We start from the raw sequence: 23,824 nt of genomic DNA, 5'->3' as shown, positions 1-23,824 counted from the left end.
GTATGCCCGAGCTTCCCGAGGTCGAGGTCGTGCGCGGGGGGCTCATCCCCGCTGTCACCGGCGCGACGGTGCAGCACGTCGAGGTTCTCGACGAGCGTTCGCTGCGACGCCATCCGGGGCCGTCCGAGGATTTCAACGAGCGCCTGACGGGTGCGGTGCTCGCGGCGCCGTCGCGTCGAGGCAAGTATCTGTGGATGCCGCTCATCGACGCGGACGAGGCGCTCGTCGTGCATCTCGGCATGAGCGGGCAGGTGCTGCTGCGCGAGCCGCAGGCGGAGCGCCAGAAGCTCACGCGCATCGTGCTCGACCTGCACCAGCCGAGCTTCGGCGACGTGCGCCTCGACTTCGTCGACCAGCGCATCTTCGGGTCGATGGCGATCGATGGGCTCGTGCCGACGACCGACGTCCCGGGGGAGCGGATCCCGGTCTCCGTCGCGCACATCGCGCGCGATCCGCTCGACCCGCACTTCGACGATGCGCTGTTCTTCGCGCGTCTGCACCGCCGCCGCACCACGATCAAGCGCGCCCTGCTCGACCAGACGCTCATCTCGGGCATCGGCAACATCTATGCCGACGAGGCGCTGTGGGCCTCACGCGTCCACTACGACCAGCCGACGGATGTGCTCAGCCGTCCGAAGATGCGCACCCTGCTCGCCGAGGTGCGGGCGGTGCTGCAGAAGGCCCTCGCCGAGGGCGGCACGAGCTTCGACGCCCAGTACGTGAACGTCAACGGCGCCTCCGGCTACTTCTCGCACTCCCTCAACGCCTACGGGCAGCAGGGAAAGCCCTGCGCCCGCTGCGGCACGCCGATCGTGCGCGAAGTGTTCATGAACCGCGGCAGCCACTTCTGCCCGCGCTGCCAGCGCATCCGCGTGCGCTGAAGGCCTCGCGTGCGGTCATACCCGCAGGGGCTGATGGTTGTGGTCGAGGCGCCGCGTGGGTTCGACGACACGGTCGGACTCTCGAACACGGCGGCATGGGGCTCACCACCAGTTCCGCTGGGCATCGCCCGGCTCTCGCGGAGTGGCGGAGCTGGACTGCGCCGCAGAAGTGTTGGTTCTCTGCCGATGACGGACTGACATCGGTGCCGATGGACTACCCCTGCTAGTTTCATCGGATCGACGAGACGCCCATGGACATCACAGAAAGCCCGGCGGGGTTCCTCCTGATCGGCGCTTTCATCGGTGCGCTGCTCTGTGTGCCCGCGGTGGTGTCGCAATATGTGGACACACGCGAGAACGTGGAGTATCGATGCGTTGTCGACGGTGATCACACGGGTGTCGAAAAAAGCGAAGGCGCGTTGATCGCGGCGGAAGTGACAGCGGTGCCGGCCGGGCGTAAATGCACGTGGCGGGGGGAATCAGTTCCGATCGTCATTGAGCAGACTGGCGAGGCGGTGACCACTGCAGCTCTGGTTGGGGTCGGGCTTGTGGCGATAGCGTCCGTCGGGCTCGCCAGGCGCTTCTGGCGGGTTCTCATCGCTCCGTGGGTGATAGCAGCGGGGAGTTGGGCTCTCATCTTGTGGAGTGCTCGGTGACAGGGGTCCCTCCGCGCTGAGCAATCTCGTTGTTTCTGCGTGCGAAACGCCCGCAGTTCTGGGGACGATCGCCGCCGTGCCCTGTCGAGTTCTCCTGCCGGACTTCGGCGGAGCACTCCTGGGCGGTCGCACGAATCGGGAACGAGGCGGTCGTCGTTCACTCCTTCAAGAGAGGCTTGAGTTCGATCGAACCCGAGACGGTGGCGGACATTGAGCCGTACCTTGAAGGAGTGTTCGCCAGCTGGGGCTCGGGGCCGGGGCAATCCCGGCGAGCGGGCGGCGCACTGCGTCGAGGGCGGCGGGATCGCCCCGCACCGAGCGCCGGTAGGTCATGCTGGGGGAGTGACTGACCTCCCCGAGACCGTGACCGCCGGCGACACCACCTTCATCCGCGCTGAGTCGCCCGCCGACTTCGCCCACTGGACGTCGACGGATTCCGCCCGGCCCGTCAGCATGATCATCGAGCCTGCGGGCGCACCGAGCGACGAGACGCTCGCGATCGCGGTCGATGTGGTCGCGAGCTTCGATGAGGTCGCAGACATGGCGCGCGCGTTCATCCGCGAGCAACTGGGGGAGCCGTCGGCAGAGCTCTCCGCAGACGACATCACCCGCCTCGCGGACGATGCGCAGTTCGCCGAGCCGGAGGCCGTCATCTGGTCGGACGGCACGTGGATGCTGCGCTTCGCGGACTGCGGGCTCGACACCGCCTCCGAGTACGGGATCGGCGTGGCGTTCGTCGGCTCGGCGCCGCAGAGCGTCGACCTGTTCGACGACGCCGAGGACATCGACGACGCGCACGACCACGACGGCGACGACCACTGAGATCCGGGGGTTCGCCCACGTCGAACCTGTCAGCGGCGCACAGGCGTTTGCCCGTAATCTGGATCAGGTAGGACCGACGAAAGGAATTCGCCATGGCCCTCAACAACCCGGCCTTCGCTAACAGCCCCGCATTCAACGGACGCGGCGTGCCCGCCATCCCGACGCCGACGCCCGATCAGCTGCAGCAGCAGTTCAACCTGCCGTCGGCTCCGGAGCGCGTCTCCGAGCCGATGACGTACGACGGCACCGTGCGCATCAGCCTCCTCAACTTCGCCGTCATGCTCGTCTCCGCCGGTGCCGGTTGGATTCTGGGCGGCGCGATCCCGTTCCTCTTCATCGGCGCGATGATCGCCGGCCTCGTGCTCGGGCTCGTGAACACCTTCAAGAAGGAGCCGTCGCCTGGCCTCATCCTCGGCTACGCCGTGGCCCAGGGTGTCTTCGTGGGCGCGATCTCGATGTTCTTCGAGTTCATGTTCCCCGGCATCGTCGGCCAGGCAGTGCTCGCGACGTTCGCCGTCGTCGGCGTGACGCTCTTCCTCTTCATGAACGGCAAGGTGCGTGCCTCGGCTCGTGCCACCAAGATCTTCCTCATCGTGATGGTCGGCTACGGCGTCTTCTCGCTCATCAACCTGATCGGCGTCTGGACGGGCATGAACGACAACCCGTTCGGAATGCGCGGCTCGGTCGAGCTCTTCGGCATCCCGCTCGGCGTGATCCTCGGCGTGCTCGCGGTGGTGCTGGGCGCCTACTCGCTCGTGCTCGACTTCGATTTCGTGCAGCGCGGTGTGCGCAACAGCGTCGACAAGAAGTACCAGTGGACCGCCGCGTTCGGCATCCTCATGACGGTGATCTGGCTGTACGTCGAGATCCTGCGCATGATCGCCATCACGCGCGAGTAGTCGCATCACAACGTCCGCGGAGGCCGCGGAACGGAAGGCCGGAACGTTCGCGTTCCGGCCTTTCTCGTTCCCGGATGCGTGTCACGCGAGCGTGCGCTTCCAGGCACCCTCGTACCCCATCGGCTCGAAGCCGAGGGCCTCGTTGACGGCGAGCATGTGGCGGTTCTCCTCGGCGTTCCAGGTGGTCACCGAGGGGTGGCCGGGGAAGCGCCGGGCCGCAGCCTTCACGTTCGCGAGCTTGATGTGCATGCCGAGGTGGTGGCCGCGGTGCTCCCGCAGAACGAGGGTGTCGCCCTGAGCGATCGGCTGGGAGACGTCATCGGGCACGAACATCACGGTGAACGCCACCAGCCGCCCGCTCGCGATGTGTTCCGCTGCCGTTGTGAGCAGGGTCTCGCCGCCCGTGTCGATGCGCTTCTGCTCGACGTCGGTGAGGCGCGCGGCATCCCACACATCCTCCGGTTCGTCGAGGGCGCCCTGTGGAGCATCCGTGCTCATGCGCGTGATGAGCATCGCGATGTCGTCGAGCCATTCGGGCGGGGTGCGCTCCTGCCAGACATGGATGCGGTACTCGGGCGACAGTGCGCGCCCGGCGGCGGCGACCGCCGCAGGCAGAGGCGACCAGTCGGCATCCGGATGTGCGGGCAGCTCCAGGCGGCTCGCGCGCTCCACCTGCTCCAGCCGGTAGCCACGGGCGCGCAGGAACCGCACCTCGGGGTTGTCGGCCGGCACCCATCCGGCGCCCGTGGGCGGCACGAGCCGCGCGCCGTCGGCGCGCGGCGACGGCGTGTAGACGATCAGCTGCCGCGCCCCGCCGTCGATCGCGAGCTGCTCGACGCGATCCGCGAGCGCGCGCCCGATGCCGCGTCGGCGGGCGTCGGGATGCACGAGGGTGTCGATCCACGCCGTCTCGGGGGCATCGGCGAGCGTCTCGTAGAGGGCGCGCCCCACCACCTGACCGTCGACACGTGCGAGCAGCACGCGCGTGGGTGCGCCCGGGTCGCTCATCGCGGGGAGCAGGCGCTCAGGGCTCAGAGCCACATCGGTCGTGCCGTAGGCGGCCTCCTCGCAGGCGTTGCGCACCGCCACCATCGCGATGAAGTCGGCAGCGTGCGGATCCTGGGTGAGATCGCGCGGAAGGGGCACCTCGTCGATGCGGAACCCGGTCATCCACTCAGCCTGCGCTCGAATCCGCCCTCAGACCAGGGGGAAACGCCCCGCGCGGACAGGTGAGGGCCTCCGCGGACGGTAGCGTTGGTGCAGACGAACGCACGCGAGAGGAGGCCGCAGGGTGCATCTGAAGAGCTTGACCCTCAAGGGATTCAAGTCGTTCGCCCAGCCGACCACTTTCGCGTTCGAACCGGGCGTGACCTGTGTCGTGGGCCCGAACGGATCCGGTAAGTCGAACGTGGTCGACGCGCTCGCGTGGGTGATGGGCGAGCAGGGGGCCAAGACGCTCCGCGGCGGCAAGATGGAGGACGTCATCTTCGCCGGCACCGCGACGCGCGGTCCGCTCGGCCGCGCCGAGGTGCAGCTCGTCATCGACAACGCGGATGGCGCGCTGCCGATCGAGTACAGCGAGGTCACGATCTCGCGCACCCTCTTCCGCAACGGCGGCAGCGAGTATGCGATCAACGGCGAGCAGTGCCGTCTGCTGGATGTGCAGGAGCTGCTCTCGGATTCCGGTCTCGGCCGCGAGATGCACGTCATCATCGGCCAGGGTCAGCTCGACCGCGTGCTGCACGCGACCCCCGAGGACCGCCGCGGCTTCATCGAGGAGGCCGCCGGCATCCTCAAGCACCGCCGCCGCAAGGAGAAGACTCTCCGCAAGCTCGACGCGATGCAGGCCAACCTCACGCGTCTCTCGGATCTCGCAGGCGAGATCCGTCGCCAGCTGAAGCCGCTCGGCCAGCAGGCGCAGATTGCGCGGGAAGCACAGACGATCGCCGCGATCGTGCGCGATGCCCGCGCGCGCCTGCTCGCCGACGAGGTTGTCGAGCTGCGCGATGCGATCACGAATGTGACCCGCAGCGAGTCGGAGCGCAAGACGGAGCGCGTGGTGCTGCAGGAGCAGCTCGACCAGTCGAAGCTGCGCCAGAACCGCATCGAGCAGTCGATGACGGGCGACGCGGTCGACGAGGCGCGCCAGGTGGCGTTCGGCCTCGAGCAGGTGCAGGATCGCCTGCGTTCGCTCTTCACGCTCGCCAACCAGCGTCTCTCGCTGCTGAGTCAGCAGTCCGAGCTTCCCGGGATGAGTCAGACGCTCTCGGAGTCGGCGGTCGCGGATGCCTTCGCCGAGGCGAAGCGTCTCGAAGCCGGCATCGCCGCTGCCACCGAGGTGCTCGGCCGCGCGACCGCCGCCACCGCCACGGCGCGCGCGAGCCTCGACTCGCTCGACGAGGAGATCAGCGCTCAGTCGGCCCTCGTGAGCCAGCACGACCTCGAGCAGGGGCGCCTCTCCGGAGCTGTGCGCGCCGCCGAGGAACGCCGTGCGGCGACGGTCGCCCAGCTCGAACGCCAGAAGGCGGCGCTCGCCGCAGCGGAGGAGCGCCGCGAGCAGGCGCGCGCCGAGCTCGTGTCGCTCGAAGGCGACGAGGAAGGCGCGACCGAGGACACCGAGCTCGCGGGCGCGGTCGAGAAGGCCGAGCAGGCGGTCGCCGAGCTGCAGCAGAAGGTCGACGCCCTGCGCGACGAGCTGCACACCTCCGAGCGCGAACGCGACGCACTCGCCGCACGCACCAGCGCCCTCACGCTCGCCACCGACCAGAAAGACGGCTCGCAGCAGATCATCGGCCTCGACGGCATCCGCGGCATCGTCGCCGAGCACATCAAGGTCGAGTCGGGCTTCGAGGCGGCGATCGCCGCCGCCCTCGGCAGCCTCGCGGACGCGGTGCTCGCCGACACCTGGGAAGCCGGTGTCGCGGCCCTGGATCACGCGAAGGGCGTGGAGGCTGGGCGCGTCGAGATCGTCGTCGCCGACGCCGCTGCCCCCGCCGACCCCACCGGGCTGCCAGCCGGCATCCGCTCGGCCGCGAGCCTCGTCGCAGGCCCCAACGGCATCCGCGGCGTGCTCGCCGGATTCGTGGTCGCCGACAGCCTTGACGCCGCGCGCACCGCGTGGCCGACGCTCGCCAAGCTCGGCGGCATCACCGTCATCACGCGCGAAGGCGACGTGCTCGCCGAGCACGTGCTGCGGGGCGGATCCGCGGGCGGACGCAGCCGCATCGAGCTGCTCGCCGAGCGCGACGCCGCCCAGGAGAAGCTCGTGGGCGTCACCACCACGATCGAGCGTCTCGCGCAGGAGCTCGCCGAGAAGCGCGAGCAGCTCGACCTCGCCCGCATCGACCTCGTGCAGGCCTCCACCGCCCTCAAGCAGTTCGAGGCGCGTCTCGCCGAACGCAGCGAAGCCCTCGGGCGTTCGCGCATGCAGCTCGAAGCCGCGGTCGCCGAGAGCGAGCGACTCGCGGAGGCCCTCGCGGGTCTCACCGACCAGGTGGCCGCCGCGGATTCCGCCGTCGAGCGCGCCACAGGCGACCGCGACGCGCACGCCGCGACCCCGCGCCCGATCCTCGACGTCTCCGCTCGCGACGGGATGCTCGCCGAGCTCGAGGCCGCCCGCGCGACCGAGGTGAGCGCGCGCGTCGAACTCGAGACGGCACGCGAGCGCGTGCGCGCCCAGCGCGACCAGGCGGAGCAGATGAAGCGCCGCATGGAGGCTGAGCGAGCGGCCGCGGAAGAGGCCGCCCGCCTCGCCGTCATCCGTCGCCACCAGATCGATGCCGCGCAGGGTGTGCTCGAACTGCTGCCCGCAGCCCTCGACACCGCCGATCGTTCGCTCGCCGAGGCACGCGTCGCGCTCGCCGCCGCCGAAGCGGAACGCGCGAAGCAGAACGAGGAGCTCACCGAGCTGCGGCGCAGCGAAGCCGCGCTGCGCGAGCGTCTGCAGGCCCTCAACGAGAACGTGCACGGCCTCGAGATGCAGGCATACGAGAAGAAGCTGCACCTGTCGAGCCTGCTCGAGCGTGCCGCCGACGAGCTCGGACTCGTGGAGGATGTGCTCGTCGCCGAGTACGGCCCCGAGGTGCCCGTTCCCGTCGACGTGCCCGCGGCATCCGAGGATGACGACGAGGACGCCGAGCCGCAGACCGAGCCCTACGACCGCGCGAAGCAGAAGGCGCGCCTCGATCGCGCCGAGCGCAAGTTCGCGCAGCTCGGCCGGGTGAACCCGCTCGCTCTCGAGGAGTTCGCCGCCCTCGAGCAGCGTCACAAGTTCCTCACCGAACAGCTCGCCGACCTCACCGCGACGCGCAAGGATCTCCTCACGATCATCGAAGAGATCGACGAGAAGATGAAGGACATCTTCGCCGCCGCGTTCGCCGACACCAAGGCCGCCTTCGACGAGGTGTTCCCGATGCTCTTCCCGGGCGGCACCGGATCGCTGCACCTCACCGACCCCGACGACATGCTGCTCACGGGCATCGAGGTGACCGTCAAACCGGCGGGCAAGAAGATCGAGCGTCTGTCGCTGCTGTCGGGTGGTGAGCGCTCGCTCGCGGCTGTCGCGCTGCTGTTCGCGATCTTCACGGCGCGCCCGAGCCCGTTCTACATCCTCGACGAGGTGGAGGCGGCGCTCGACGACGCCAACCTCGGGCGACTGCTGAGCGTGATCGAGCGTCTGCGCGCCAACTCGCAGCTCATCATCATCACGCACCAGAAGCGCACGATGGAGACCGCGGATGCGCTCTACGGCGTCTCGATGCGCCAGGACGGCGTGAGCGCCGTCGTCGGTCAGCGCGTCGCCGCCCCGGAGGAGCGCGCGAGCTGATCGAGGGCCGCGTCAGAGTGCGGCGATGCGTCCGCTCTGCGGCGGCTCCTGGATGACGGGCGGCCGGTAGGGCACGCCGGTCGCGCGGTGCTCGACGATGGGATCGAATGAGACGAGGTCGCGCGAGGTCCACACGAGGGTGTCATCCGGGAGGAAGTGGATCGTGTGCTCGACACCGTGCGGCCCCCCGGCCGAGAGCACCCGCCCCTGGAACTCCTCCTCGCCGACCCACGCGCCCCGCGCGAACACCGGCACGTTGCTGCGGCCCTCGAAGGTGATGGTGCTCGGCACCCATTCGTCGACCCCGTAGACGATCTTCGACTCGACCCCGTCGTAGCCGAGCAGCATCGTCGCACCGTCGGGGGTCGAGTGGAGGGCCAGAGTGTCGGGGGCGCTCGGCCAATCGGGTGCGTCGAGGCGGTAGTGCACCAGGTCGATGGCAGCGAACGGCATCTCGGGGTGGGCCTTCGGCGACGGCACCTCGAAGGCGAACGTTGCAGGCTCGCCCTCATCCTCCGCGTTCGCAGCTGCGCCGGCGAACAGCGCTGCGCGGTGGTGCCAGATGATGTCGAGCACCTTCTGCATGTTCTGCAGGCTCGCAGTGATCGCGATGACGGCGTCGTCCTCCGGCAGGACGAGGCAGAACTGCCCGAACATGCCGTCGCCGCGGAAGCCGTGCGTGCTCGTCCAGAACTGGTAGCCGTAGCCGAGGTCCCAGTCGATCGATTCGCCGACGCTCGGCACGAGCGGTGAGGTCGCTATCTCGACCCAGTCGGCTGGCAGCACCTCGCCGCCGCGGAAGGTGCCGCCCTGCAGCAGCATGAGCCCGAAGGCGGCGATGTCGCGGGTCGAGATCGAGAGGCCGAATCCGCCCATGTCGATGCCCTGCGGATTCTGCTCCCAGGTGGCATCCGTGATCCCGAGCGGATCGAGCAGGCGCGGTCGGAGGTAGTCGAGAAGCCGCTGCCCGGTGACCTTCTGCACGAGCGCCGAGAGCACGAAGCTCGCGCCGGTGTCGTAGAGGAACGTCGTGCCCGGGTCTGCTTTGAAGGGCTGGGCGAGGAACGTGCGCACCCAGTCGCCCGCGCCCGTCCGCAGGAGCGCATCGGTGCTGTCCTCCGTGTGCCCGGTCGTCATCGTGAGCAGGTGGCGCACCCGCAGGTCGAGCAGGCGCGCGTCGACGTTCGGGGGAGCCTGCTCGGGGAAGTGCTGCACGATCCGGTCGTCGACGCTCAGCAGACCCTCGCTGACCGCGAGCCCCACCGCCGACGAGGTGAAGCTCTTGCTCACCGAGTAGAGCGTGTGCGGGCGTGTGGTCGTGTACGGCGCCCACGCCGCCTCCGCCACGAGCCTCTCGTGCCGCACGAGCACGAAGCTGTGCAGCGAGTCGAGAGCCGAATCGAGCTCGTCGAGGAGGGCGCGGAGGGTCGAGACGTCGACTCCCTGCGCCTCCGGAGAACTGGTGCGCAGAACCACGTCGTTCATGCAGGCAAGGGTAGACCCGTTCGCGACCGAAACCCCAGCCTCGGCGTGCCAAGATCGTCAGGGAGGACGCATGACGAATGACCGAACGCCGGATCGCGGCGAGGCAGCCGCACCCGCGGCGCATGTGAAGCGGCGACGCGGCATCCGATGGGCCGTCGGCGGGGCCGCGCTGCTCGTGTTCGCCATCATCGTCGTCGCGATCGCCCGCTGGATGCGCACGCTCGACCCGGTCATCGAGTTCCTCGCCGCCTACCCGGGCTCGTATCCGCTGCCCGAGAATGCCCCCGTCGGGTTGCCCGCATGGCTCGGCTGGCAGCACTTCTTCAACATCTTCCTGCTCGTGCTCATCGTGCGAACGGGGTGGGAGATCCGCCGCACGAAGACTCCCAAGGCGCTGTGGTCGTCCCGTAAGGTGCGCAAGCGCCGCATGAGCCTCACCGTGTGGTTTCACCAGGGGCTCGATGTGCTGTGGGTGGCGAACGGCGTGATCTACGTCGTGCTGCTGTTCGCAACCGGCCAGTGGATGCGCATCGTGCCCACCAGCTGGGACGTGTTTCCGAACGCGATCTCCGCGCTGCTGCAGTACGCGAGCTTCGACTGGCCGACCGAGAACAGCTGGGTGAACTACAACAGCGCCCAGCAGCTCGCCTACTTCGTCACGGTGTTCGTCGCGGCGCCGCTCGCGATCGCCTCGGGCGCGCGGATGTCGGCGTGGTGGCCGCGCGAAGGGCGTCTCGCGAAGGTGCCGTACGCGTGGGCCGAGAAGCTGCACTTCCCGGTGATGATCTACTTCGTGGCGTTCGTGATCGTGCACGTGCTGCTCGTGCTCACCACCGGCGTGCTGCGCAACCTCAACCACATGTACGCCTCGCGCGACGATGTCAGCTGGTGGGGCTTCGCGGTGTTCGCGGGCTCGCTCGTGGTGCTCGTCGCCGGATGGCTGCTCGCGCGCACCTCCGTGATCGCCTGGATCGGCCGGCGCTTCGGCGACGTCACGATCCGCTAGGCGGCGCGCTCGCTCGCATCCGCGCTCGCTCTCGCCGAGTGGGCGCAAACTGCTGTTCCGCGGCTCGTTTTCCAGCCGATTCTGCCCGCTCGGCGCTCCGCCGTGGCGTGGCAGCTAGGCGACGCGCTCGCCGTTGACGGTGAGCACTCGCCAGGCGTCGCCCACACGCTCCATCGCGGAGACGGACCCGTTGGTCACCACATCGACGGGGTATCCCGTGAGGTGGCGGAGCACGTACTTGGCGATCGAGCCGTGGCAGACCACCACGACGTTCTTGCCAGGGAAGTCGGCGTCGATCTGCTCGAGCGCCCGCAGCCCGCGCCCCACCATGTGGTCGAGCGTCTCGGCATCCGGGTAGCTGCGGTCGGGCCAGCGCGTCATGATCTCGCTGCTGGGGGCGCCCTCCCACGGCCCGTAGTCGCGCTCCACGAGGTCGTCGTAGGCGGGGCCGAGCTCGAGCCCGAGGCCGTCGGCCACGATCTGCGCCGTCTCGCGGGCGCGCGACAGCGGCGAACTCACAATGACGTCCCAGTCCCATCCGTCGAGCATCGCGACGGCGTCGCGCGCCTGCTGACGCCCCGTGTCGTTGAGGGGGATGTCGGTCGAGCCCTGCATCAGTCCCTGGCGATTCCACTCGGTCTGGCCATGACGGATGAAGGCGAGGGTCATGCTTCCATCATGCCGGGTCGGGTTGGGCCCTCCGGACGGGGTGCGACTCGGCCCGCTCGAGCGCGAAGTGGAAGAGGTGCCCATCGTCGGCGGCATCGCGGCCCGTCATGACCCCGAGGACGGTGTCGGCGTCGAGCCGCACGAAGAGGTCGACGATCGGCAGGTGGTCGTAGACCATCGCGGCGGTCGTGAGTCCCTCGTGCACGCCCCAGCGGATGCTCGCACTGCCGCGGGCGAGCGCCGCATCCTCGTGGAGGGCGCCGTCGCGCCGAACCACGATGGGCGCGACGTCGTCGGCGGATGCGAAGAGCTTGCCGAACCAGTCGTGGCGCGCGAGCACACGCGACATCCGCTGCGTGGGCGAGAGTCCCCAGCCGCGCCAGAGGCCGCGCAGCTCGTCGGGACGCACGGGCGGCAGCGATCGCCAGAGGCCCGGCAGGTCGGTCTCGCGCAGCTCGCCGGCGCGGGCGAGTTCGGCGGGGGAGCGCCACGGATGCGGGGCGGCATCCGGCAGCTCGCCGTCGCCGAACAGCAGCACGGGCTTCACGACCGCGTGACCTTCGCCGGCATCCGCGAGGGCGCGCTCGATCGCGTCGAACGGATAGCGCGAGATGAGGTGCTCGACGGGGAACAGCCCCGCGGCCCACAGCGCGGCGAGACGGCTGACGTCGCGCTCGGGCACCGCATCGCCTTCGATGACGCCCACCAGGCGGCGGCCCCAGAGCAGGGCGCTCTGCGACACCTCGAGCATGTTGCGGCCGGGGCGCAGCGCGACGGTCGCGCACGTGCCGCCCGTCGCGAGCTCGCGCAGCGCCGAATCGAGCGCCTCCTGCGAGCCGACGGTGTCGAGCGCGTGCGTCGCGGGCGATCCGCGCAGCAGCGTCTCAACCTCGGCGGGCTCCCCGGCATCCGTCGCGCCGAGTTGGCGCGCGAGCGCGCGGCGCACCTCGGACGGCTCGCTCACGACGATGCGCGCGACGCCCCGCACCCGCGCCGCCATGACGGCCGCGTGCCCGGTGGTTCCGGCGCCGATCACGAGCAGAGCGTCGCGCGGCCCGGGCTCGAGCACGGTGAACACCGTGCCGGCGCCTGTCAGCACGCCGCAGGCGAGCGCCGCCGCGACATCCCACGGCACACCGTCGGGCAGCACCACGGCCGCGCTCTCGTGCGCGACCACCGCCGACGCCCACGACGACCGGCCGAGCCAGCCGCCGGAGGCCGTGCCCGCCTCGGTCGTGTAATCGGGCGGGGTGGCGTAGTTGAGCTCGGCGAAACGTGCGCACAGGCTCGGATGCCCGTCGCCGCAGGCACGGCACGAGCCGCACGACGCGAACGTCAGCAGCACGCGGTCGCCCTCGCGGATGTCGCCGAGGTCGCCGGCGTGCAGGCGCCGGCCATCTACTACTACTTCGAGTCGCGCGACGCGCTCGTCGAAGAGGTGATGTGGGCGGGCGCCCACCGCGTGCGCGTGCACGTGGAGGAGGTGATCGCAGCGCTCGGTGAGGGCGTGACGCCGGGGGAGCGGCTGCTCGCCGCTGTCGAAGCCCACCTGCGCTACGAGCTCACGATCTCCGACTACACCACCGCATCCGTGCGCAACGCCGGCCAGGTGCCCGAGCACCTGCGGGTGCGCCCCGCGGCCGAAGAGGGCGAGTACAGCCGCTTCTGGCGCGAACTGTTCCACGCCGCCCAGCAGGCCGGCGAGCTGCGCCCCGAGCTCGACATCAACGTCTTCCGCCTGCTGCTGCTCGGCGCCATGAACTGGGCCGTGGAGTGGTGGAACCCCCGCACCCGCTCACTCGAAGACCTCGTGCGCGGGGCCCAGGACATGGTGCGGTACGGGACGTTCGCGCGGGGGTAGGGGTCGCGGGCCCGCTGAGTCGGTCGGGAGTGGGGGATTCCGGACCCCACCACGTGCTCGGCTGATAGCCAAGCGTGGTCAGTAGCTCTCCGAGCGCGCGCTCGCGATCGCCAACAGGAATTGGTCTCCTCTGAATTCGGTCCATCCGGCGATTCCGGCCAGGCGCACGCTCAGGCTGACTCGCCCGCGATGGTCTTGACAGCTTCCCGACCGGGGTGGGGGATTGTGGCGATAGTCGGGTGATCGTAATCGAAGTCCATCTGGGCGTAGTCCCGACGGTACGCCGCAGGCAGCTCGTTGTCGCCGATGATCAGTTGCACGCGACCATCAGCGGCATCCGCGGCGGTGACAAGTCGACGGTAAAGTGCGGCCGAGAGTTCGTCGTTATCGTTGAGAGAGGTTCGCGGGCTGTCGATGAGTAAGAACGCCGGGAACAGCGTGTCTCGCCTCCGCAGCGCCACGTTCAGGAGGGTCACCCAGTACGCGACTTGGGTGGCTGTCCTCACGCCGCCTACCGGGCTGAAGTCTTTCAGAGCCTGGTCGTTCAACACCGGCAAGTAGTTATCGCGATCTATCCTGGCGGACCGTACCCCAGGGACGCCGATTGCCGCGACGTTCTCCGCGAACTCATCGTCAAGCTCGGTGAATATCTCGCCTCGCCGTTTAGCGAGCATGCCTGCACTCACATCCAGCTCATGCTGGAGGCGACTTAGTTCTGTGCCTAGACCCGCCGCGTGTGATTCAAGATCGTCCGCGCGATCCCAGAATTTCAAGATCTGCTCGAGTTGTCGTGATCGCCCTTCCGCGTTCGCAAGTCGTGCTGTGGCATCCGTATACGCCTGCAGCTGGGGGGTGATCCGGTTCTGTGTTCGATCCTGAATTGCTCGCGATAGCTCCTCCACCAGACGCGAGCGATCAGCGAACGTCTGCTCCGTCAATACGAGCTCTTCAGCCAAGGCCAGAACTTGAGTCTCCAACTCCAGCTCTTGTTCCTTTAGGTGGGATAGCTCGTAGGTCGTGTGGTGAGACGGCTCGGCGACAGCTAGCGGATCATCCTGCAGACACAATCGGCAGAGCTTCGGCGGCGCCTCACGCGCCTTCAGGCTTTGCATGCACCGCGGGCATACAGAAAACTCGATCTGAGCCAGGCGTTCCCCCGCGCTAGCCATGCGTTCCAGTCGAGCTATATCTTGCTTGACGTGCGCGCGCTCGGCAGCGAAATCGGCCCGTTGTTGTTCGGTGAGCGACTTCGCATTGGCGGCCTCGGCGAGACTCTTTTCCGCTTCGCCTAGAAGATCTCGAAGGGTGCGCGTTTCTCTGTCGATCGCCGGTTGGATGGCTTCACGAAGCGCATCGAGTTCGGCGGACGACTCGCGAATTTGCGCCTGCGCATTAGCGTGGTTCGCGTCCGCCTCGAAGCGAGACTGGGCTCCACTATCGGCAAGGAACTGGAGCACAACTGCGTGCTCCCGCTGTGCGTCTTCGTGCTCGCCTCTCAACCTCGCTACGGACGACTGAAGGTCAAGAATCGAAGGATTCGTCAATCCAAACAGCAGCTCGAAAACCGCTTTGCGCTTTGGCGTGTACCAGCTGTCCTCACTGCCCGCTATCTCCTTGTTGATATCGCCCTGAGAGACGTACATGTACTTGAAGATGTCGGCGAAAGAGATGCGTGCACCTTGCTTGGTGCTGTTAGACGCCTTCGATGCGGCGCGCATGTCGTCCGGAACGCCCATCGATGAGAGCAGCAGCGAACTGATGCTGGGCTCACGCTTGTCTGTGTAGTGATCCTCGAGGTCTAGTTGCTCAGTAAGGTCTCTTACGCGCACTACCGAGGAGTTTTCAGAATCGATCGGTCTTGTGAGAAGAAGGCGGTTCGATCCGATCCTGATGTCAACGGACACCTCAAGCACGCCTGTGCGGACTACCTCGGCAAGCAATGCGGTCCCGCCGAGTGCATGCTTGATGAGCTCGAAGAGGGTGCTCTTGCCCACCCCTACACTTCCAGCCAAGACGGTTAGTGCCGATGGGAACTCGTATGCGACGCCGCCATCTACTGTGCGAACTACCACGGACTCAAGGCGAAAGGGGGTGGTCATTTGATCAACTCACGGTGCGGTCGGTTCATCAGCTCAGCGAGCCGTCGATAAATAAGTTCCTTCAAAGCGTTGCCTGTAAGCCCTGCGGACGCCGCAGCGACTGCCTCGCACCGTGACTGGACGGCGCGCCACTGCGGGAGGGTGGCCATCTCAGAGGCCAGCTTCTTTCCTGCCGGCGTGGGGGCGAGGGCGACGCTGCCTTGTCGACCTCGCACGTATCTGACAAGGTTCCGGCCGACGAGAGAGCCGATGATTGGGTAATAGCGGTCATCCCACGGTCCGTACTTGTAACGAATCATCGGATCCGCCACGTCGGTGGGTTTGAGTATTTCGGACTCAGAGAGATGCAGGCGATCTTGCATGCTTGCGAGGCTCGGAAGTACGACCGAAGCGAGTCCGGGATATCGGGTCAGAAAGTCGAGTTTGGCGAGCTTGGTAAGGCCGTCGAGCTTGCGGGCGTGACCATCCGTGGAGCTTACGGCGGCTACTAGAAGAAGCACGCGAGTCTGGTGGTACGCGAGGTCCTCCCGCAGGGCGGATAGGTGATCCGCTATCGGGTCAGTAGTCATGATGTCTGCGCTCGGAGCTTCTTCTCGGCGGCGATCGCGCCGTCGACATCGAACCCAGGGCTGAACCACACCTGGCAACGTGACGCGAGATCTGCGACCCCTCCAAGAGCGAGCTCGCCATCGAGACCCGCTGAGAGGTGCTGCGGGGGAGCGTCGGATAGGCGGGCAGACATCGCTCCCCACAGATCTGCGCCCCATCGGCCGGTGGCAGTCCGTGAGCGCGCAGTTTCCTCATCGGCAATCCGTAACAGATGTCGCTCGATGGCGGCTCGCTCCGCTGAGCTTCCCGGCACCGTGGCTTCTCTCGCCCTGCGATAACGGGCAAAGTCGAGCTTCAGCCGTTCGGCACGGGCGATGCTTGTGTCCGCGCATCCGCCGTTAGCCATCTTCACGCTCAGCTTCGTAAGTTTCGCCGGGCGAGCGAGAGGCATGTAAGCGCCTGGATTTTGGATCGCGCTGCGGGCGGCAAGCAGGATGTCCCGGGTCGTCACAGTCCGCGGCTCAAGTTCATCAGATTCAACGACGCGATCACCACGGGCGACGGTCGCGGCCACCTTCGGGAGTCCGCCCCGTTCTGTTGAGCCGCGAGCTCGCATTCGAACTTCGAACAAGCGAAGGACAGCGCTCCAGATAATCGGCGCGAGCGCTGCCGGCTGGTTCATCTTGAGCGCCAGCGGTGCTGCGTAGAGACCCGGCGCAGCGTGAGGGGCAAACTCTCTGCTGGGCCGCGCGACGTCAAAGTTCAATACGACGAGGAACGCCCGAACTGCATCATGCAACTCGCGGGGCGGATCGAGTTGTTTCGCGCGCGCGTCTTTCGGCGCCTGCCACTCGAGCGGCAGCTCCTTGCGGTACATCATTATCGCCCGACTGAACTTGTCGACGCACCTGTCGACCAGCTCCTCTTCGGCGTCGGTGAGGTTCGCCCCCGACGTCGCGCGACGGAGCAGCGCAATGCAGTCCGATAGTTCAGAGGGTTCGCCATTGCTCAGCGCGGCGCACGAGACGAGACGAGCGGAGACTTTGCGGTCCAGCCGAAGCCACCTCGTGAACAGATGCCCAATCCCACCGTCGCCTATCAACACGGTTATCGAGGCCCACGTGCCAACGCTTGGTTCGCGATGCTTAGCTGACACGATCTCGAGTTGATCCGCAACGCGCACAACCCAGTCTTCGTGATGTTCGCAAACGATCGCCGATGTAGATTCCTGCGGTACGTCCAGGTTCCCGTCCAGCTCCATTAGAACTGCAGCGATTCCATCGGCCGTTGCCATCGCAGCCTGCCAATGAAAAAGGTCGGCGGTGCGAGCTCCGACGTCGTCAGTGACGTCGATTTGCAGCAGTGCGTCTGCCTCTCCCAATGCAGCTCCCCCCGTCAGCTATCTGACAACCGATTGCGATACCGAACACGCGTGAGGACTCAAACTAGTGGAATTCTCCTCTTGGTCTCGCATCCGTCGTCACACGGCGGTTGGGGCCGGAGAGGAGCGCGCGGACAGTGGCGGAGCGAGGAGTGCATGCACTGCATCCGCTCCCCAGCCGCCATGTGCCGGCCAGCGGGCCTTGCACGGTTATGAAAAGTTCTCAAAGCTCGGCGCGGGACGGACTATGCGCCAGCTCAGCATCACGGACGCAAGCGGGTCGCTAGTAAATCCGCGACGCAGGCTGGTGAGTCGATGCTGGGTCCCGTTGATCTTCTTAACGAGTGCTGGACGAGCCGCTTCCCAGCCCCTACCCGAACTGCACGAGTCGCTCCGTCAGCACTCGCTGCGCCTCGATCACGGTGCGGCGCACGACCTCGCCCGCGGTGGGGATGTCGCGGATGATGCCCTGCACCTGGCCGACGGTCCAGATGCCGGCGTCCAGGTCGCCTTCTTCGAAGGCCTTGCGTCCGCGGGCACCGGCGACGAGGGGCTGCACGTCGGGGAACTGGCCGCCGGCGGCGAGGATCTCGACCACCTCGTCCGAGACGGCGTTCTTGGCGACGCGGGCGGTGTTGCGTAGCGAGCGGAAGATGAGGTTGGTGTCGAGCTCCGCGGCCTCCACGATCCGCTCTTTCACCGCCTGCGCGACGGGCGCCTCCACGGTGCACATGAAGCGCGAGCCCATGTTGATGCCGTCAGCACCGAGCGCCAGTGCAGCGGCCAGGCCTCGACCGTCGGCGAAACCTCCGGAGGCGATGAACGGGATCGACAGCGCATCCGCCGCCGCGGGGATCAGCACGAGGCCCGGCACGTCGTCCTCGCCGGGGTGACCGGCGCACTCGAAGCCGTCGATCGACACCGCCGTCACGCCCACAGCTTCGGCCTTCAGCGCGTGGCGCACCGAGGTGCACTTGTGGATCACCTTGATGCCCGCGCCCGCTAAATCGTCCATGTGCACCTCGGGTCTCGACGATCGTGATGCCGGCGTCGATGATGGTGAGGCGGTTCGGGGGCGGAGTGCTTAGGTGGCGGTCGTGTAGGTGGCGATGTCGAACGGGATGAGGGGAGCGTCGCCCTTCACATACAGCGGGTGCCTCGGGTGGCCCGCCTTGGTGGTGGTGCCGAGCGAGACCCAGGTGCAGTTCGCAAGTTCGGGGAGTGCGGCGATGTCGTGGGCCAGTCGGCGCAGGTGCGGGCGGGACTCAACGAGCGTGCCCCAGGCGGCCATGATCGTCAGTGACCGGCCGGCGACATGCTCGGCAATGTGCCTCTCGTTGAGCTCCTTGAGTTGGGGGTCGAGCTCGAGGTGCATCCCCTTCGGGTCGGTGGAGATCTGTGGGTAGACGTTGAGCATGGTCCACGAGTCATGTCCCGTGCGGGCGGCGTGCTTGCTCACGCGTGTCACGGTGGGGTCCAGCTGGCCGGGCACTGCGGTAGACGGGTTGATGCCGAAGCAGATCAGCGGATTCTCGCCTACGGTGCCCAGCACGAACCGGCTCTGCCCGTCCGGTGTTTTCTCCCAGGTCCATTCGACGGTCATCAGCGGCGAGTCCCTTCGTGCATGGCCGCCTGGATGCGGCGGTCGAGATCGTCGAGCTCGGCCATCACTTCGGATGCCGCCCAGACGCGGTCCTTCTTGCGTCCGGTGATCTCCTCGATGAAACCGGCGTCGACGAGCAGGTCGATCGCACGGTAGGCGGCCGCGGTAGAACCAGCGACGGCTTCAATGTCATCGGCTCGCATGACAGGGTGGTTGTAGAACGCCTGGATGATGGCGGACGCAGCGGATCCCGCCCGCGGCTTCAGCTCGGCAGCCCACCCCCCGGGCATAGCCTTCAATCGGGCGATGGTGTCGCGGGAGCATTCGGCGGCCGCGCGGGCGGACTGGGCGAACAGTCGGATGAGCGGCGCCGGGTCTCCTTGGCGGTAGAGGCCGAGTGTGGCGAAGTAGTCGTCGCGCCTGGCGAGCAGGCCGCTGGCGAGCGGAATGACGGCGTTGCGTGTGACGCCCCGGCGGCGCAGTACGGCGGCAACGAGGGCACGGCCGATGCGGCCGTTGCCGTCGGTGAAGGCGTGGATGGACTCGAACTGGGCGTGCCCGATCGCGGCCTGCGTCATCACGGGAACGTCGTCCCGGTTGAGGTAGGCGATCAGGTCGTCCATGAGTTCTTCGACCCGCTTCGGCGCAGGAGGAACGTGGAGTGCGTCGCGAGGGGAACGGTCGCTGCCGCCGATCCAGTTCTGCATGTCGCGCAGCCGCCCGGCGTAGTCAGCGTCGTCGGCGTCTTCGGCCATGAGCGCGCGGTGGGCGCTCATGAGCGAGTCGAGGTCGAAGCGTGCGTTCTGGCCAACCGTGGTGATCAGCTCATGGAGGGCGGTAGAGGCGGCAACCATGCTGGTGGCCGACATGTTGCTCTTGTTGCCGGCGAGTGCCTTGGCGTAGTCGCGGGCGGATGCGTTGATCCGTTCGATCTTGGACGACGCGGCGGACTCAGAGCGGACCATGAAGCGGCTCAGAGCGGCAGAGTGACCCTCGGCGTCCGTGTCGGCCTGGGCTACCGCGAGCAACGCCCTCTCCGTGTCGAGCGTCACCGGAAGCGGCGGCATGTAGTCGAGCTCGCGGATGAAAGGCGGGATGGTCGCATCGACGGACCGCAGCATCCGGTCCTCGCGGGTGCCGCCGCGCACTTCCTGCTGCCACGGGAGGGTCTCGATGCCGTGGGCTGGCCAGAAGGAGAGGCGATCGTCGCTCATAACTGCGACTTTACCCTTCCTAATTCCCACTTGGAATGCCTAATTGGGAATTAGGTGGAGGTAATTCTCGGTTTCACCACCGTGACTGACCGCTCAGGCGAACTGCGCCAGCCGCTCCGCCAGCACCCGGTGCGCCTCCGCCACAGTCCGCCGCACGACCTCGCCCGCGGTGGGGATATCGCGGATGATGCCCTGCACCTGCCCGACGGTCCAGATGCCGGCGTCGAGGTTGCCCTCTTCGAAGACACGGCGCCCGCGGGCGCCGGCCACGAGGGGCTGCAGGTCGGGGAACTGGCCGCCAGCCGCGAGGATCGCGACCACCTCATCCGAGACGGCGTTCTTGGCGACGCGCGGTGTTCCGCAGCGAGCGGAAGATGAGGTTGGTGTCGAGCTCCGATGCCTCCACAATCCGCTCTTTACCGTTGGCGCCGAGCGCCAGCGCAGCGGCCAACCCGCGGCCGTCGGCGAAGCGGCCGGAGGCGACGAGCGGGAGGCGGAAGGGAATCCGCCGCAGTAACGAGCACTGAGGGAAGCAGGGCCCCAGGCCAGCTGGCCGATGGTCCGAGCGGAAAGCAGAACTACCGAGCGTTGCGCCGAGCGCGACTGCCGAAGCTGTCGAGGGCCGCGAGCACTTCAGGCGCGTGCCAGATGCGGTTGCGCGCGAAGTCGTTGGTCTGCGCGAGAACTCCGTTCTCGACCAGTGAGCGGATCGCCACCATGGTCGCTCTCTCCGAGACCCCGAGCTCGGTGGCGACTATCTTGGCGTTGATGACCGGCTGCCTCAGCAGCAGGTTCCATAGACGCGACGTGGTGGATCCCGCCCGGGCGGGGATCCGTTCCTTCCAGGCGTCGGAGATGTCGCGGAGCTCTGTCACCAGTTGTTGGCCGTTGCTGATGGCGCGGAATGCTGCATCGGAGAGGGCGTCGACGATGGCAGCCGGGTCGCCACGGCGGTATGCGGTGAGTGCTTCGAAGTACCGCTCGGTGTTTCCGAGGAGTCCGGCCGAGACGGGGACTGCCACATTGCGCGTGACCTCACCGTGGCGGAGCATGCCCTGGATGAGCGCGCGACCGGTGCGGCCGTTGCCGTCGGGGAACGGGTGGATTGTCTCGAACTGGGCGTGCGCGATCGCGACGTGAACAAGCACAGGGATATCGGTGCGCCGACAGAACCGGGTGAGGTCGGCCATGAGTCCGGGCACACGTTCGTGGTGGGGAGGAACGAACGACGCGCTGTGGGGCGAGAACCCGCCGCCGCCGATCCACACCTGCTGGTCGCGAAAGCGACCGGTGTGCTCGGGGGCGCTGTCTCCCAGCAGCGCCGCCTGCATGGCGATGATGGCTGCTTCGTCGATCTCATCAGCGAGGTCGAGTGCGGCGTTCATCGCGCGCACGTTCGCCACGACGAGTCGGGCGTTTGCGGATGATGCGGCATTCAGCTCGACGAGGGCCACCTGTTTCGCGCTCGAGGTGAGGTTCTCCACCTCAGAACTGGATGCCGACTCTGTGCGCAACAGGATGGATGCGAAGGGTGCCGCGATGACGCCGACCTCGGCGTCGAAGCGGGTGAGCTCACGGCTGGCGTCGTCGGCCGCCGCGAGCACGTTCGCGTTCAGACTCAGTGGGACGTCGGCGATGAATGGCGGCACAGCGGCGTCGTAGTCACCGCGGGCCTGCATCCGTTGACGGCGCGACGCGATCGCGACATCATCGTGCGGCGGCCACGGTCGCTTCTCGGAAGTGGTGGGAGGCCACCTCGAGGCGAGCGAGGGTTTCGCCGTCGCATCCTTCGACATGAACTAACCATACCGGACTTTAGGTTCCTAACCTCCGGTATGGTCGATGCTCGTCGTCTATCCGCGCTCTGCTGGTGGTGCGGCTCACCCGCACCCGCACTCGCCAGCCACTGACACCTGGATGAAGCACGTGGGGCAGGGGCGAGGCTCGTCGACCACGGGCTTCATGTGGGCTTCCCTTGCCAGGCGTGCCTTGCGCACAGCTGGGGTGAGAGCGGGGCTGCCGCCGTCGCTCGGCAGATCAGTTGCGTACTTCTGGTAGCAGAGCAGCCGGTGCCTCGCCGCAAAGAGCTCGATGTCGTCGCCTGGCTCGTCGTCGGTGATCCTCGGCGCGCGAGCATAGCCATCCCCGATGGTGCCGTCGGCCATGACGCAAAGCGACGTGATGGGAGGTTCGCCATCGGCCTTGGCGCGGATCGCCACTTCTTCCAGCACCTTGCCGATCCAGTGAGTGATCAGCACGCGGGTGCGCACCCCGGAGAGGTCTTGCACCTTGAGCGCGAGGGCTTTGTAGGTCACGAACCCGCCGTACTGACGGGCGACCGAGAGGAGCTCGTCGAACGCGTAGGTGGCCCACGTCTGGATCGCCTCGCTCTGAGGAACTCGGGCGCCGTCGCGGTCACGGTAGTACCCCGGGAGCTTCGTCGCATCGTGAGACATACGCCGACCATAGCGAGGGAGAGCGCCCGAGCGGGATGTCCGTCAACCGGCGGCCGCACTGTCAGCCCCCTACCCGAACAACCCCAGCCGCTCCGCCAGCACCCGTTGCGCATCCGCCACGGTGCGCCGCACGACGTCGCCCGCGGTGGGGATGTCGCGGATGATGCCCTGCACCTGTCCGACGGTCCAGATGCCGGCGTCCAGGTCGCCCTCTTCGAAGACGCGGCGGCCGCGGGCACCGGCGACGAGCGGCTGCACGTCGGGGAACTGGCCACCGGCCGCCAGGATCTCGACCACCTCATCCGAGATCGCGTTCTTCGCCACGCGTGCGGTGTTGCGCAGCGAGCGGAAGATGAGGTTGGTGTCGAGCTCCGACGCCTCAACGATCCGTTCCTTCACCGCCTGCGCGACGGGCGCCTCCACCGTGCACATGAAGCGCGAGCCCATGTTGATGCCGTCAGCACCCAGCGTCAGCGCAGCGGCCAACCCGCGGCCATCGGCGAAACCTCCGGAGGCGATGAACGGGATCGACAGCGCATCCGCCGCCGCCGGGATGAGCACGAGCCCGGGCACGTCGTCCTCGCCGGGGTGACCGGCGCACTCGAAGTCGTCGATCGATACCGCCGTCACACCCACCGCTTCGGCCTTCAGCGCATGGCGCACCGACGTGCACTTGTGGATCACCTTGATGCCGGCCGACGCGAAGTCGTCCATGTGCACCTCGGGGCTCGAGCCCGCCGTCTCGACCACCGTGATGCCCGCGTCGATGATGGCGCGGCGGTACTCGGCGTAGGGCGGCGGGTTGATGCTCGGCAGGATCGTGAGGTTCACGCCGATCGGCTTGTCGGTCATCGTGCGGGCGCGCTCGATCTCCTTCAAGAGATCGGCGGGCGCCAGCGCGTCGTCTCGGGCGGTCGCGGACTCGGATCCCGGGAGAGCTTCGCGCTCGTCGAACAGCTGGCGGATGCGCTCGGCGCCGCCGTCGGCGCCTCCCGTGCCGCTGTCGACGCGGGCTACATCGAGCAGTCGGCCCAGGTGGGGCAGACAGGCGTCTCTGTGTCGCCGCAGCTCGGCATCTCGGGCGCCATCCAGCACAAGGCGGGCATGCAGACCGCCAAGACGATCGTCGCGATCAACCGCGACGCCGACGCCCCGATCTTTGACGTCGCGGACTTCGGTGTCGTGGGCGATGTGTTCACGGTCGTACCCCAGCTCATCGCCGAGCTCGAGGCGCGAAAGGTCCGCGGATGAGCGAGCCGCGACCCGCGCGCCGCGGCCTGCCGCGCGACGCCGAGCCCGCATCAGCACCCGCCGCAGCGCCCGCTGCATCCGGCACCCCCACCTCCGCGGACCGGATGGATCCCCCGAGTCGACCCGGCGCGAGCATCCCCACCCCCCCCACGCTCGCGCCGGGTCAT

The 23,824-nt window shown here is 67.7% G+C and carries 21 protein-coding genes and 1 pseudogene; 8 read left to right on the top strand and 14 right to left on the bottom strand.

Going from position 1 to position 23,824, the window contains the following annotated elements; genetic code table 11:
• The first annotated feature begins 2 nt into the window (after window positions 1-2).
• From mutM to HCR12_RS09530, 4 genes are all read left to right on the top strand, one after another.
• Window positions 3-881, top strand: a complete 879-nt coding sequence (gene mutM / locus HCR12_RS09545; RefSeq protein ID WP_166865789.1) for a bifunctional DNA-formamidopyrimidine glycosylase/DNA-(apurinic or apyrimidinic site) lyase — start codon at window positions 3-5, stop codon at window positions 879-881.
• Window positions 882-1,132: 251 nt separating this feature from the next.
• A complete protein-coding gene (locus tag HCR12_RS09540) occupies window positions 1,133-1,537 on the top strand; it encodes a hypothetical protein (protein ID WP_166865786.1) in 405 nt (134 codons plus the stop codon).
• A gap of 342 nt (window positions 1,538-1,879) precedes the next feature.
• Complete coding sequence (locus HCR12_RS09535; protein WP_191412329.1) at window positions 1,880-2,359, top strand: hypothetical protein; 480 nt, start codon at window positions 1,880-1,882, stop codon at window positions 2,357-2,359.
• Window positions 2,360-2,451: 92 nt separating this feature from the next.
• Complete coding sequence (locus tag HCR12_RS09530; protein WP_166865784.1) at window positions 2,452-3,258, top strand: Bax inhibitor-1/YccA family protein; 807 nt, start codon at window positions 2,452-2,454, stop codon at window positions 3,256-3,258.
• An 81-nt stretch (window positions 3,259-3,339) separates the two neighbouring features.
• Here HCR12_RS09530 and HCR12_RS09525 read toward each other — a convergent pair whose 3' ends face one another.
• A complete protein-coding gene (locus HCR12_RS09525; protein WP_166865782.1) occupies window positions 3,340-4,428 on the bottom strand; it encodes a GNAT family N-acetyltransferase in 1,089 nt (362 codons plus the stop codon).
• A gap of 121 nt (window positions 4,429-4,549) precedes the next feature.
• Between HCR12_RS09525 and smc the strand changes: the two genes are divergently transcribed.
• The gene (gene smc, locus HCR12_RS09520; RefSeq protein WP_166865780.1) at window positions 4,550-8,083 is read left to right on the top strand and encodes a chromosome segregation protein SMC; all 3,534 of its coding nucleotides are present in this window, start codon (window positions 4,550-4,552) and stop codon (window positions 8,081-8,083) included.
• A 12-nt stretch (window positions 8,084-8,095) separates the two neighbouring features.
• Here smc and HCR12_RS09515 read toward each other — a convergent pair whose 3' ends face one another.
• The gene (locus tag HCR12_RS09515; protein WP_166865779.1) at window positions 8,096-9,568 is read right to left on the bottom strand and encodes a serine hydrolase domain-containing protein; all 1,473 of its coding nucleotides are present in this window, start codon (window positions 9,566-9,568) and stop codon (window positions 8,096-8,098) included.
• A 70-nt stretch (window positions 9,569-9,638) separates the two neighbouring features.
• Here HCR12_RS09515 and HCR12_RS09510 point away from each other — a divergent pair, with 70 nt between their 5' ends.
• On the top strand, window positions 9,639-10,574 hold the full coding sequence (locus HCR12_RS09510; RefSeq protein WP_166865777.1) for a cytochrome b/b6 domain-containing protein: 936 nt from the start codon (window positions 9,639-9,641) through the stop codon (window positions 10,572-10,574).
• Window positions 10,575-10,688: 114 nt separating this feature from the next.
• On the opposite strand, the gene HCR12_RS09505 is transcribed toward HCR12_RS09510, so the two are convergent.
• Both HCR12_RS09505 and HCR12_RS09500 read right to left on the bottom strand, forming a co-directional pair.
• Window positions 10,689-11,243 carry a histidine phosphatase family protein gene (locus HCR12_RS09505; RefSeq protein WP_166865775.1) on the bottom strand — a complete coding sequence of 185 codons (555 nt, stop codon included), beginning with the start codon at window positions 11,241-11,243 and terminating at the stop codon, window positions 10,689-10,691.
• 7 nt (window positions 11,244-11,250) lie between these two features.
• The gene (locus HCR12_RS09500) at window positions 11,251-12,588 is read right to left on the bottom strand and encodes a zinc-binding dehydrogenase (RefSeq protein WP_166865773.1); all 1,338 of its coding nucleotides are present in this window, start codon (window positions 12,586-12,588) and stop codon (window positions 11,251-11,253) included.
• Here HCR12_RS09500 and HCR12_RS09495 point away from each other — a divergent pair.
• Window positions 12,535-13,104, top strand: coding sequence for a TetR/AcrR family transcriptional regulator (locus HCR12_RS09495; protein WP_166865771.1), 570 nt, complete (start codon window positions 12,535-12,537; stop codon window positions 13,102-13,104). The two genes, HCR12_RS09500 and HCR12_RS09495, sit on opposite strands and share 54 nt — an antisense overlap.
• 170 nt (window positions 13,105-13,274) lie before the next feature.
• On the opposite strand, the gene HCR12_RS09490 is transcribed toward HCR12_RS09495, so the two are convergent.
• The 10 genes from HCR12_RS09490 to HCR12_RS09445 form a co-directional block, all read right to left on the bottom strand.
• A complete protein-coding gene (locus tag HCR12_RS09490) occupies window positions 13,275-15,098 on the bottom strand; it encodes a coiled-coil domain-containing protein (protein ID WP_224763401.1) in 1,824 nt (607 codons plus the stop codon).
• Between the two features lie 101 nt (window positions 15,099-15,199).
• Window positions 15,200-15,772 (bottom strand): hypothetical protein, encoded by a 573-nt coding sequence (locus tag HCR12_RS13695; protein WP_224763395.1) that lies wholly within the window; start codon window positions 15,770-15,772, stop codon window positions 15,200-15,202.
• Window positions 15,769-17,133 carry a hypothetical protein gene (locus HCR12_RS09480; protein ID WP_166865767.1) on the bottom strand — a complete coding sequence of 455 codons (1,365 nt, stop codon included), beginning with the start codon at window positions 17,131-17,133 and terminating at the stop codon, window positions 15,769-15,771. Before HCR12_RS09480 ends, HCR12_RS13695 begins: the two co-directional genes overlap by 4 nt.
• A 370-nt stretch (window positions 17,134-17,503) precedes the next feature.
• Window positions 17,504-18,148 (bottom strand): NAD(P)H-dependent flavin oxidoreductase, encoded by a 645-nt coding sequence (locus HCR12_RS09475; RefSeq protein ID WP_166865765.1) that lies wholly within the window; start codon window positions 18,146-18,148, stop codon window positions 17,504-17,506.
• A gap of 69 nt (window positions 18,149-18,217) precedes the next feature.
• Window positions 18,218-18,736 (bottom strand): DUF1643 domain-containing protein, encoded by a 519-nt coding sequence (locus tag HCR12_RS09470; RefSeq protein ID WP_166865762.1) that lies wholly within the window; start codon window positions 18,734-18,736, stop codon window positions 18,218-18,220.
• Entirely contained in the window at window positions 18,736-19,950 is a 1,215-nt protein-coding gene (locus tag HCR12_RS09465) for a Fic family protein (RefSeq protein ID WP_166865760.1), read from the bottom strand. Before HCR12_RS09465 ends, HCR12_RS09470 begins: the two co-directional genes overlap by 1 nt.
• 93 nt (window positions 19,951-20,043) lie before the next feature.
• Window positions 20,044-20,271 carry a nitronate monooxygenase family protein gene (locus HCR12_RS13690; RefSeq protein WP_224763394.1) on the bottom strand — a complete coding sequence of 76 codons (228 nt, stop codon included), beginning with the start codon at window positions 20,269-20,271 and terminating at the stop codon, window positions 20,044-20,046.
• A gap of 257 nt (window positions 20,272-20,528) precedes the next feature.
• The gene (locus tag HCR12_RS09455) at window positions 20,529-21,746 is read right to left on the bottom strand and encodes a Fic family protein (protein ID WP_166865757.1); all 1,218 of its coding nucleotides are present in this window, start codon (window positions 21,744-21,746) and stop codon (window positions 20,529-20,531) included.
• Between the two features lie 84 nt (window positions 21,747-21,830).
• Window positions 21,831-22,406 (bottom strand): hypothetical protein, encoded by a 576-nt coding sequence (locus HCR12_RS09450; RefSeq protein WP_166865754.1) that lies wholly within the window; start codon window positions 22,404-22,406, stop codon window positions 21,831-21,833.
• A 69-nt stretch (window positions 22,407-22,475) separates the two neighbouring features.
• Window positions 22,476-23,258: an NAD(P)H-dependent flavin oxidoreductase gene (locus HCR12_RS09445; protein ID WP_166865752.1), complete on the bottom strand. Its 783-nt coding sequence runs from the start codon at window positions 23,256-23,258 to the stop codon at window positions 22,476-22,478.
• A 36-nt stretch (window positions 23,259-23,294) separates the two neighbouring features.
• Between HCR12_RS09445 and HCR12_RS09440 the strand changes: the two are divergent.
• A pseudogene (locus HCR12_RS09440) lies at window positions 23,295-23,657 on the top strand (electron transfer flavoprotein subunit alpha/FixB family protein); the annotation flags it as partial.
• Window positions 23,658-23,824 lie beyond the last annotated feature (167 nt).

This window comes from Salinibacterium sp. ZJ70, from assembly GCF_011751865.2.
GTDB lineage: Bacteria > Actinomycetota > Actinomycetes > Actinomycetales > Microbacteriaceae > Homoserinibacter.
Note: the sequence above shows the minus strand (reverse complement) of the source record. Positions and strands in the feature narration are given on the sequence as shown.